The sequence below is a fragment of the Arthrobacter sp. 05N33_2 genome (assembly GCF_056397425.1).
Genome location: NZ_JBFTNJ010000087.1, coordinates 1 through 10,664, shown reverse-complemented (window position 1 = coordinate 10,664; position 10,664 = coordinate 1). Strand labels below are relative to the sequence as shown.

The following is a 10,664-nucleotide window of genomic DNA, read 5'->3' as shown; positions in this document are numbered from 1 at the left end:
TCCCGGTAGTCGATGGTGGCCATGACCTGGGGCCGGAGCCCGCCCGCGGCGGGCAGCCCTCCGGTGGCGAGGGCCGCCTTGCACGCGCCGACCAGCCCGTCGAGCAGCTTCTGGGGCCGGGAGCGGAGGTCCAGGGACGGCAGTGCGGGGTCCTCTCGCGTGGCGGGCTCCGCAGCCGGGCCTGGCGCACCCGCCGCCGCGGACCCGTCACCCGCCGTGTGGCCGGTGGTGGTGCCTTGGCCGGTGTCTGGGTCGGTGCGGGGGTTGGTGGCGGTGTTCATCACGGTGATCAGGTATTCGAACTGGTCCGTGGTGGCGAAGATTTCCAGGTGTTGCAGGCCGTGCCGGGGTTTGCGGAGGAAGGCGCCCTGGAGCTGGCGGAGCAGTTCCTCGGAGGGTTCGGCGCCGTCCTGGTCCAGTGCCTCGGCCCAGCTGCGGCTGATCCGGGCCAGGAAGTCGGCGTCGTTCTCGATGGCCGTCGCGGTCAGGGCATGTTCCATCGCCGCGACGGCCTCCGGGAGGCAGCTGTGCCGGACCCGGTCCAGGGCGAGCGTGACGAGGGTCGCGGCCCGGGATGCGACCTCGCCGGCCGCGACGGCGGCTCCGAGCTCCGGGTGTACGGGCGGGATGGGCCGGCCGGCGAGTCCCTGCCGGGGCAGCAGCGTGTCGGCCAGCGCCAGCCGGCGCTTGGCCTTGGCGGCGCTGATCCGCAGCCGCGCCCGCAAAAAATCTGTGGCGTTCCGGTAGCCGTCATCCGCCGCAGCAGACATCCCAATTTGCCCGGCAAAGTCACCGCGGGGGCCAGTTCCGGCCCCGGCATGCGTCCCGCCGACAGGTGCGCCGTGAGCCCCGGCGTCGGACAGGGCATCAGCTCCCCCGCCGGCCCCTGCATCCGTCCCGCCGTCGGATTCCTGTTTCCAGCCCGTGGGCCAGCCCGCCTGGGCCGCTTCCTCACCCCAGCCGTGTGCGGCCGGCGCGGTGAACGCGGCGTGTTTGCGCGTCCGCTCTACCGCAGCCGCGGCAACGAGCTGGAAGTATTCGACCGTGCGGGACAGGTCCTCGACGTGGCCGGCAAAGTCCGCGGCCTCCCGCAAGCCAAACCAGGGGGAATCGACATCCGCAGCCGGGTTCGAAGCCCGCAGCGCCGCCAGCGCCGAGTCCACCGCCGCACCCGCGGCGCCCAGAGCGCCGCCGGCTGCGTCAGCCGCGCCGGGAACGGCGGCCAGGCGGGGATGCCGGGAGGACACAGCCGGGCCGGCCCACGGGGCCCGGTCCGGGATGAACTCTCCAATGGCTTCCATAACTAAACTCTGCCAGAGGGGTACGACAGACATAGCGGAAGCCATTCCTGCTGGCGCGCGACTCATAGTGGGTGACTCCCGGCAGCGCACTTCAGAGCATCTGGAGCCCATAGGGCACGTCCGGGCACGTAACACTGCGTACGACCCCCGCCCTCCTACGGACCGGTGCGTGGCAAGCTGTAGGGATGGACAGCACAGCCGCTCCCCAAGTCGGGGAATCACCGTTCGCACCACTGCTGCCGGGCGATCCGCGCCGCCCGTTGGGCCCACGCGATCCTGGCGATGCCTGGGTCGATGGCGACCGGGGGCGGTTCTGGGGTCGGTTCGGTTCCGCCGGGCTTCTGGTCCACGACCCCGCCAAGGGGGTCCTGCTCCAGCACCGCGCCTTGTGGAGCCATCAGGGCGGCACTTGGGGGCTCCCCGGCGGCGCCCTGCACCAAGGGGAAGAAGCCATCCACGGCGCGTTGCGGGAAGCACACGAGGAAGCGGCCGTGCCTCCGGGGAATCTCCAGGTCCTGTTTACGTCGGTGTTCGACGTCGGCTACTGGTCTTACACCACCGTGGTGGCCGTTGCCCTGCAGCCGTTCGAGGCCGCGATCAGTGATGCGGAAAGTATCGAACTGCAGTGGGTGGGGATTGACGGCGTCGGCGGCAAGGAACTGCACCCGGGCTTCGCCGCGGCCTGGCCGGGGCTGCGCAGCAGGCTCACTGAGGCCCGGCGCATCGCCGGCCGCCTGTAATCAGCCGGAGTCAGTGGTCCCGGGGCGCGGGCCGTCGGCGGTACAGCCAGATGAGTCCCAGGATCGGCAGCAGGAGCGGGATGAATCCGTAGCCGCGGCCAAACAGGGACCATACTGTCTCGTGCGGGAAGTTTACCGAGTCGAACACGCTGAGTGCTCCCACCACCAGGACGCCCACAAGCTCCACCAGGACTGCCGCCACCGAGACCTTGAACGCGGTGCGCCCCGGCTTCGCCAGAGACACGGTGGCCACGACGTAGACGGCGGCGGCGAACGCGGACAGCAGGTACGCCAGCGGCGCCTCGGAAAACTTGGTGAGAATCTGGTAGCCGGCCCGGGCCGTCGCCGAAATCGCGAAGATGGCATAGACAGCAATCAGCAGCCGTCCCGGCCCGGTGTTGCGGGTATCGGTCGTCGCCGGCGCAGTGTCGGCGGATCCAGCGTCCGCCGGCCCAGTGGTCCGGGACGCCGGCGCCGCCGGGTTTCCGGTGCCGTCGTGCGGGGAGTTTGCGCTCACGTTTTCTGCCTCTTCCATCTCAATACCAGATCTGGTTCATGCGCGCSGCCATCACCAGGGCRGTGACGCCGACSGCGGCCAGGACAAAGTTGCTCCAGCGGGTCCGCTCCAGGATGGACCAGTACACGGCCCCAATCGGGAGGATCAGCGCCGTCGCCAGATAGCCCCAGAACTCCCAAGCCTCCCCCGCGATCCGCTCGCCGCTGGCCACCCGGACAATCGAACCCCCCAGATAGACCAGGAGGGCAAGTTCGACGGCGGCCACCGACAGTATCGTCGTGTCGTTGGGCGCCTTCTTCAGGAGGCCCGCGACGACGCAGATGATGCTGGAGAGCAGGCCAACCACCAGAATGATGTAGAAATACGCGTCCACTACTGGCCGGCCAGCTTTTCTGTGGGCTGCTTATCTGTGGGCTGCTTATCTGTGGCCGGCTTGCCGTTGCCGGGCTTTTCGTTGCCGGGCTTTTCATTATCCGGCGCGAAGACGAGCACTGGTTTGGCGTAGCTTCCCGCATCGGCCAGGAGGGCCACGAGCGAACCGTCCGGCGCGAACGCCGCTGCCGGTTTGTCCGCGGTCGCTGCCTCCGGTGTGCCTGCCGCTGCTCCGGCTCCGATCCTGCGGCCGAAGGAAATCTCAGTGGTTTCCGCCTCGCTGAGTTCACGGTTCGGCATCAGCGCCCGGGCCGCGTCCGAGATTTCCAGGACGTCCAGCGTCTCGGCCAATTGTTCGAGCGTATGTGCCTGATCAAGGGTGTATGGACCCACTTGAGTCCTCCGCAGTGCAGTCAGGTGGCCGCCRACGCCGAGAGCATCGCCGAGGTCGCGGGCCAGGGCACGGATGTAGGTACCGGAGGAGCACTCCACGGTGACGTCCACGTCGAGTGACTCGCCGTCGTGGACGGGACGGGTCTCGTGGATCTCAAAGCGGTGGATCGTCACCGGCCGGGCTGCGAGTTTGACCTCTTCACCGGACCGGACCCGGGCGTAGGCGCGTTCGCCGTTGACCTTGATGGCGCTGACGCTGCTGGGAACCTGCTCGATTTCCCCGATCAGTGCCGCGACGCCGGCGCGGACGGCGTCTACGGTGACCCCGGCGGCGCTGCGGGTGGCGGTGACCTCGCCTTCGGCGTCGTCCGTCACGGTGGATTCACCGAGCCTGATGGTGGCGGTGTAGGTCTTGGACGTGCCCACGATGTAGGTCAGCAGCCGGGTGGCCTTGTTGATGCCCACCACCAGAACGCCGGTGGCCATCGGATCCAGTGTCCCGGCGTGGCCGACCTTTCGGGTACCGGCAATCCGCCGCATCCGTCCAACCACATCGTGGCTGGTCCAACCTTGCGGCTTGTCTACTATCACCAGTCCAGAAAGCACGCCTCCCAGTATATGCGGGCCGGCCCCGCCCCGACGCCCACAGTCCCGCCGCCACCGCGGACGCCGGGCGTTAGGATGGCAGACATGCCCGAGCTTGCCGCACATGTCCGCGACGTCCCGATTAACCAGATCCGCGAGATCACCGAAGCCGCCTGGGGAACGCCCGGTGCGATCGTGCTGAGTATCGGGGAGCCGGGCTTCGCAGTCCCCCGCCATGTCCTCGAGGCCGGCATGGCGTGCTTGGACCGGGACGAGACCAACTACACACCTAACGCCGGGATCCCCGCGCTGCGGGAGGCCTTCGCCGCCCGCTTCCGTGAACACAATGCGACGCCGGTCGGCGCGGAGCGCGTGTACGTGGTCGACGGCGCCCAGCAGGGCCTGCATTTCGCCATGAGCCTGTTGCTCTCCCCCGGGGATGAGATCCTCATCCCCAATCCCGGCTACCCCACCTTCGCGATGACGAGCAGCCTGCTGCACGCCGTTCCGGTCCGCTACCCGCTGTACCCGGAGCACGATTCCAGCCACGGATCGAGGACATCGAGGCGCTCATCACGCCCCGAACCAAGGTGCTGATCCTGAATTCCCCGTCCAACCCGCTCGGCGCTGTCCTGGGCGAGGACCTGACCCGCCGGCTCGTGGAGCTGGCGAGGCGGCACGATCTGTGGGTCATCTCCGACGAATGCTACGAGGCGTTCACCTACGATGTCCCGCACGTCAGCCCGGCCCGCTTCGACAGTGACGTCCCGGGCGAAGCACGCGTGTTCACCTCGCTCACGCTCTCCAAAACCTACGGGCTGACGGGACTGCGGATAGGTGCGCTGATCTGCCCGCCGGGGCTGGAACAGAAGATGAACAACGTGATGGAGTCGATCGTGTCGTGCGTGGCCTCGCCGTCGCAGTACGCCGCGCTGGCAGCGCTGACCGGTCCGCAGGACTACGTCAGCCATGCCCATGCCCACTACCGGGCCAACCGCGACGCGGCCTCGGCGGTGCTGCGCGCCCACGGCATCCCCTACCTCGCGGCCCAAGGCGCGTTCTATTTGTGGGCGGACGTCTCGCATGCCAGTGGCGGGGATGTCCGGTCATGGACGCGCCGCTTCCTGGCGGACTCCGGGGTGGCCTTCGCCCCCGGCACGGCGTTCGGCTCGATCGGCGAGGGCTGGATCCGGATCGCGCTCTGCGGCAGCCAGGCCGATTTGGTGGAGGGCCTCGGGCGCATCCCTGCACGCGAGCGGGCAGCGGGGACCGACAGGTCCACCGGCCCTATCGCCGGGCCGGCCGGCGCCCTAGCCTGAGCTCACGGCGCTTCCAGGCTGGCCCACTGTCCTGGCGTCGGACCTGGCCCGACAGGGCGCCGTGGATTTCCAGCCGAGGGAGTACATCGTGTGGTGGCAAGACCTGCTGTGGGGTTTCTGGAATGGGCTGACGGCATGGATCGTCCTGATCGCCCATGTATTCGGGTTCTGGAGTGAATTCCCGTTCTATAACTCCGCCCGTGCGGGGAACTGGTACGACTTCGGCTACCTCCTGGGCATGGGATCTCCCGTGCTGGGCGGCGGGCTGGGAGCCCGAGGACGCTCAAGACGCCGCTAGGCGGACAGTGCGGCGTCGAGCCAGCTGCGAAGGGCGGCCGACGGCGGCGCACCGGCCTGGCGCGCTGCCACCGCGCCGTTCTTGATGACGAGCAGCGTCGGGATGGCCTGGATATCGAATCTCCGGGACAATCCCGGGGAGCTGTCGACGTCGACCTTCACCAGCTTGAACTTTCCAGCCCGCTCCACGGCCAGCTTGTCCAGCACCGGGCTGACCATTCGGCACGGCCCACACCACGCCGCCCAGAAATCGACGAGAACCGGAACGGTGGATTGCTCCGCGACAACCGGGAAGTCGGCGTCGGACGCCGGCACGATCCAGGCAAGGTCCCGGCCGCAGTTGCCGCAGCGCGGGTGCCCGGCAGCGGCCGCGGGAATCCGGTTGGTCTTCCCGCAGTGCGGGCATTTGGTCAGGCTGGACTCCACGGCACTCCGCCACCTTTGCGCATAACTGCGGTCCTTGATGCTTCTATATTCGTCAACCGTGGCCCGGCCGTCCACCTCCACGCCGCTCCCGGACAGACTCGAGGCGGTTTTCACCCGGATCCCGGGTCACCGGCAACGGCAGCTGGATCTTTCCGAACGGATACGACAGCAGGGGCCGGATCCGTTACCGGTTCCGGCCCCTGCTGTTGAAGGCATTCCTACTTGTTGCGGTCCTCATCGATTGCGTCGTTGTCGATGAGGTCCAGGTCCTCTTCGTCAAAGTCGTCCTCGTCGAGCTCCACGTCCTGCGGAGTGTCACTCTTGTAAGGATCGGCGTCGCCGGCGTGCTTGGCACTTTCGGCAAGCGCGGCCACCTCGGCGTCGCGCTTCTTCGCCGCCCGGAGCAGCTCCTCAAGGTTCGAGGCGTTGACGGGGATCTGGTCAGCCACGAACTCGAGCGTCGGAGTCAGCCGCACGGTGATGTTCCGCCCGACTTCCTGCCGCAGCACGCCCTTGGCCTTCTCCAGCCCCTTGGCGGCATCGGCCTGGGCCACTTCGTCACCGAACACGGTGTAGTAAACAGTTGCGTGCTGCAGGTCGTTGGTCACCCGCGAGTCGGTCACGGTGACGCCTTCCAGGCGGGGATCCTTCACCCTCCGGCCCAGCGCCTCAGCAACGACAACCTTAATCCGCTGCGCCAACTTGGCAGCCCGTGCGGGATCAGCCATTTCCACTCCTAAAAATTTGGATGTACGACGGCGCTGTAACGGCTGCCGTACACCAGTTGGGTTTTCATGCCACGCGCCTAAGGCGAGTCTACGACGGACTCCCGTTGGATTCTTCCGGCGGCCCTTTGGAGCCGTGGAGGGGGCCCGGGAGTGGCATCGGGCCTGCCGGAGCTGGGTGGCCGACGTCGTAAGACGTCGGCCACCCAGCGTAGGGGCGGGGCCCCTCTACGGCGGAAAAGTGCAGGGCCGCCGGAAAATCCAACGGCCCCGCACCTGTACTGCTAAACCAACCTAGACGCGCGGCTTCTCGCGCATCTCGAAGGTCTCGATGATGTCACCTTCGGTGATGTCGTTGAACGAGCCAAGACCGATACCACACTCGAAGTCCGTGCGGACCTCGGTTGCGTCGTCCTTGAAGCGCTTGAGCGTCTCAACGGTGAGGTTGTCACCGATGATCTTGCCGTCGCGGCTGATGCGGGCCTTGGCGTTGCGCCGGATAACACCGGAGCGGACGATCGAGCCTGCAATGTTGCCGAACTTGGAGGAACGGAACACTTCGCGGACCTCGGCGGTGCCAAGCTGGACCTCTTCGTACTCCGGCTTGAGCATGCCCTTGAGGGCTGCCTCGATGTCATCGATTGCTGCGTAGATGACGGAGTAGAAGCGCATGTCCACGCCTTCGCGGTCTGCCAGTTCGGCAACACGCTCGGCGGGCTTGACGTTGAAGCCGATGATGACGGCGCTGTCGACCGTTGCCAGGTTGACGTCGTTCTGCGTGATCGCACCGACACCGCGGTGGATGACGCGGAGCTGGACACCCTCGCCGACGTCGATCTTGAGCAGCGCGTCTTCGAGGGCTTCCACGGCACCGGACACGTCACCCTTGAGGATGAGGTTGAGGGTGTCGATCTTGCCATCGGCGACGGCCTGGTCGAAGTCTTCCAGGCTGATGCGCTTGCGGCGCTTGGCCAGGGCGGCGTTGCGGTCGGCAGCTTCACGCTTCTCGGCGATCTGGCGGGCGGTACGCTCGTCAGCGGTCACGAAGAAGGTGTCACCGGCGCGCGGGACGTTGGACAGACCCAGCACCTGCACGGGGCGGGACGGGCCGGCCTCGGTCAGGGCGCTGCCGTCGTCGTCGAACATCGCACGGACGCGGCCGTGGGCCGTGCCTGCCACGATGGTGTCGCCGACGTGCAGGGTACCGGACTGAACCAGGACGGTGGCCACGGAACCGCGGCCCTTGTCCAGGTTGGCTTCAATCGCGATACCGCGGGCGTCCTTGTTCGGGTTGGCGCGCATGTCCAGGGCAGCGTCTGCGGTGAGCAGAACGGCGCCGAGGAGCTCGTCGATGTTCAGGTTCTGGCGGGCGGAGACCTCCACGAACATGGTGTCGCCACCGTATTCTTCCGGAACCAGGCCGTACTCGGTCAGCTGGCCGCGGACCTTGTCCGGGTTGGCGCCTTCCTTGTCGATCTTGTTCACGGCCACGACGATCGGCACGTTGGCCGCCTGGGCGTGGTTGAGGGCTTCAACGGTCTGCGGCATGACGCCGTCGTCCGCTGCGACCACCAGGATGGCGATGTCGGTGACCTTCGCACCACGGGCACGCATGGCGGTGAACGCCTCGTGGCCCGGAGTATCGATGAAGGTGATTTTGCGATCGATGCCTTCGTGGGCGTGGGTGACCTGGTAGGCACCGATGTGCTGCGTGATACCGCCGTGCTCGCCCGCCATAACGTCGGACTTGCGGATGGCATCGAGCAGTCGGGTCTTACCGTGGTCAACGTGACCCATGACGGTGACAACCGGAGGACGTGCCTCGAGGTCTTCATCGCCTTCGGCTTCCAGTTCGGCGTCGAAGTCGATGTCGAAGGTGGAGAGCAGCTCGCGCTCCTCGTCCTCCGGGGACACAACCTGGAGCTTGTAGCCAAGCTCCTCGCCGAGCAGGGCGAAGGTCTCTTCATCCAGCGACTGCGTGGCCGTGGCCATTTCGCCGAGGTGGAAGAGGACCGTCACCAGTGCTGCCGGGTTTGCCTCGATCTTGTCGGCAAAGTCCGTGATGGACGAGCCACGGCGAAGCCGGACTACGGTGTTGCCGTCGCCGCGGGGTACGCTCACGCCACCCAGCGACGGAGCGCTCATCTGCTCCAGTTCCTGACGCTTGGCACGCTTCGACTTGCGCTGCTTGCCACGGCCTGCGCCGCCCTTACCGAAGGCGCCCTGGGTGCCGCCGCGACCGCGACCGCCCTTACCAAAGCCACCACCGGCCGGAGCGCCGCCACCGGCACCGGGAGCACCGGTACCCGGAGCGCCACCCGGACGGCCCGGACCACGGCCTCCGCCGCCGGGACGGCCGGCACCAGCGGGTGCGGGACGTTCGGTGCGGTTAGGCATCATGCCGGGAGTCGGGCGGTTGCCGCCGGCTCCTGCCGGACGACCGGCGCCGGGAGCGCCGGCCGGACGCGGGGCGCCGGGGCGGGGGCCGCCAGCGCCTGCTGCCGGACGGGGACCACCCGGACGGGGGCCGCCAGCGCCTGCTGCGGGGCGCGGACCACCGGGGCGTTCACCCTCGGTGCGGCTTCCGCCCGGACGGGGCATTCCCTGGGAAGGAGCGAACGGGTTGTTGCCCGGACGCGAGGGACGTTCGTTGTCGCCGCCGCGGCCGCGGGGCATGCCCTGGGACGTGGCGAACGGGTTGTTGCCGGGACGGGGACCGCCCGGACGCGGTGCAGAACCACCCTGGCGTGCCGGAGCAGCCGGGGTTTCGGCCTTAGGGGCCGGACGCGCGCCGGGCTTGACGCCCGTCGACGGAGCGGCCGGGGCCTGGGCAGCGGGGGCTGCCGGAGCCTGGGCGGCGGGGGCTGCCGGAGCGGCGGGCGCGGCGGCAGGTGCCGCAGCGGCCGGAGCCGGAGCTTCAGCCTTGGGTGCTGCAGCCGCCGGCGCTGCGGGCGCAGCGGGGCCGGGTGCAGGCGCCGGACGGGTCGCTGCCGGGCTGGCAGATGCCTGGGGGGCGGACGCCGGAGCTTCGGACTTCGAAGCTGCGGGGGCGTCGGGGTAAGCGTTGCGCAGTTTCCGCACAACGGGAGCCTCGATTGTTGACGAGGCGGAGCGAACGAATTCGCCCAGTTCCTGCAGTTTGGTTACTGCATCTTTGGAAGTAATACCGAGCTCTTTAGCAAGCTCATGTACGCGGACCTTGGCCACATTTCTCCTGTCTCGGTCCGCACCGAGCCAGGCACGAACCGTCTACTTCTTACTGCGGGCCTCCGCCGCGAATGCAGCTGAAAGGCCCATTGCAGAGCGCAACAAAGTTGTCATCGTTGCGCACTCATCGCTGGGAACTCATCGGGTTTCCATCAGTTTTCTGACCCGCTTTCAGGTTGGACGGTTGTTGCTGCGGCCACCGGGGTGCCCACGGCTTCCGTGCCGGCAGTGATCCGGCGTTCAACATCGGCCGTACCGGCTGCGCCGTTGAGGGCGCGGCCGAACGCTCGACGTTTGACCGCCAGTGCCAGGCACTTTTCGCTGGGGTGCAGCCATGCTCCCCGGCCAGCCATCCGGCGTCGTTCATCCACCACGACGGCGGACGAACCACCGGCGCCGGCGACGAGCCGGAGTAACTCCGACCGCGATCCTTTTTGTCGGCATCCGATACAGGTGCGCTGCGGCTGATTCCCGAGGTGTTGCACATGTGCCACGTTCGAGTATCTTCCTGCCAGTACAGCTGCTTGGTGAATCACCGCGTCCCGGGAATCCGGGAAAAACCCAGACGCGCCAAAGACACACGGATACCGGCCGTTAGGCGCGGTCATGTCTATTCTAGCCCCTCCGGCGCCCGGGTCCCGAACCCAGGCATGCCGGTCAGCTTGGAAATCACGGCTAACCCGTGAGAGCGCACACAGGCCGCGGGCCGCGATGGCGGCCCGCGGCCCGGGTTCGTGCGCGTGCGCGCGTTCGCTATTTGCCGGTGTTGTCGGCGGCGGCGG

Annotated in this window: 10 protein-coding genes and 1 pseudogene; 3 read left to right on the top strand and 8 right to left on the bottom strand. The window is 67.9% G+C overall.

The window, feature by feature from the left end; genetic code table 11:
- On the bottom strand, window positions 1-1,301 hold a 1,301-nt coding region (locus AC1DHX_RS19175), incomplete at its 3' end, for a DUF222 domain-containing protein (protein WP_476900362.1).
- 185 nt (window positions 1,302-1,486) lie between these two features.
- On the opposite strand from AC1DHX_RS19175, the gene AC1DHX_RS19170 reads away from it, so the two are divergent.
- The gene (locus AC1DHX_RS19170) at window positions 1,487-2,041 is read left to right on the top strand and encodes an NUDIX domain-containing protein (protein ID WP_476849433.1); all 555 of its coding nucleotides are present in this window, start codon (window positions 1,487-1,489) and stop codon (window positions 2,039-2,041) included.
- Between the two features lie 10 nt (window positions 2,042-2,051).
- Here the strand turns inward: AC1DHX_RS19170 and AC1DHX_RS19165 are convergent, their stop codons facing one another.
- The 3 genes from AC1DHX_RS19165 to truB are packed head-to-tail and all read right to left on the bottom strand — an operon-like array spanning window position 2,052 to window position 3,929.
- Window positions 2,052-2,576, bottom strand: a complete 525-nt coding sequence (locus AC1DHX_RS19165; protein WP_476849432.1) for a hypothetical protein — start codon at window positions 2,574-2,576, stop codon at window positions 2,052-2,054.
- Between the two features lies 1 nt (window position 2,577).
- Window positions 2,578-2,931 (bottom strand): hypothetical protein, encoded by a 354-nt coding sequence (locus tag AC1DHX_RS19160; protein ID WP_230012044.1) that lies wholly within the window; start codon window positions 2,929-2,931, stop codon window positions 2,578-2,580.
- On the bottom strand, window positions 2,931-3,929 hold the full coding sequence (gene truB / locus AC1DHX_RS19155) for a tRNA pseudouridine(55) synthase TruB (RefSeq protein WP_476859049.1): 999 nt from the start codon (window positions 3,927-3,929) through the stop codon (window positions 2,931-2,933). Before truB ends, AC1DHX_RS19160 begins: the two co-directional genes overlap by 1 nt.
- Before the next feature lie 84 nt (window positions 3,930-4,013).
- Between truB and AC1DHX_RS19150 the strand changes: the two are divergent.
- Together AC1DHX_RS19150 and AC1DHX_RS19145 are read left to right on the top strand one after the other, a co-directional pair.
- Window positions 4,014-5,227: pseudogene (locus tag AC1DHX_RS19150) on the top strand (pyridoxal phosphate-dependent aminotransferase).
- An 88-nt stretch (window positions 5,228-5,315) separates the two neighbouring features.
- The gene (locus tag AC1DHX_RS19145) at window positions 5,316-5,525 is read left to right on the top strand and encodes a hypothetical protein (protein WP_028278246.1); all 210 of its coding nucleotides are present in this window, start codon (window positions 5,316-5,318) and stop codon (window positions 5,523-5,525) included.
- On the opposite strand, the gene trxA is transcribed toward AC1DHX_RS19145, so the two are convergent.
- The 4 genes from trxA to AC1DHX_RS19125 form a co-directional block, all read right to left on the bottom strand.
- Window positions 5,522-5,950, bottom strand: coding sequence for a thioredoxin (gene trxA, locus AC1DHX_RS19140; RefSeq protein ID WP_476859210.1), 429 nt, complete (start codon window positions 5,948-5,950; stop codon window positions 5,522-5,524). The two genes, AC1DHX_RS19145 and trxA, sit on opposite strands and share 4 nt — an antisense overlap.
- Before the next feature lie 218 nt (window positions 5,951-6,168).
- Complete coding sequence (gene rbfA / locus AC1DHX_RS19135) at window positions 6,169-6,678, bottom strand: 30S ribosome-binding factor RbfA (protein WP_018774499.1); 510 nt, start codon at window positions 6,676-6,678, stop codon at window positions 6,169-6,171.
- A gap of 291 nt (window positions 6,679-6,969) precedes the next feature.
- Window positions 6,970-9,882: a translation initiation factor IF-2 gene (infB, locus tag AC1DHX_RS19130; protein ID WP_223914021.1), complete on the bottom strand. Its 2,913-nt coding sequence runs from the start codon at window positions 9,880-9,882 to the stop codon at window positions 6,970-6,972.
- A gap of 152 nt (window positions 9,883-10,034) precedes the next feature.
- On the bottom strand, window positions 10,035-10,490 hold the full coding sequence (locus tag AC1DHX_RS19125; protein WP_476859050.1) for a YlxR family protein: 456 nt from the start codon (window positions 10,488-10,490) through the stop codon (window positions 10,035-10,037).
- Window positions 10,491-10,664 lie beyond the last annotated feature (174 nt).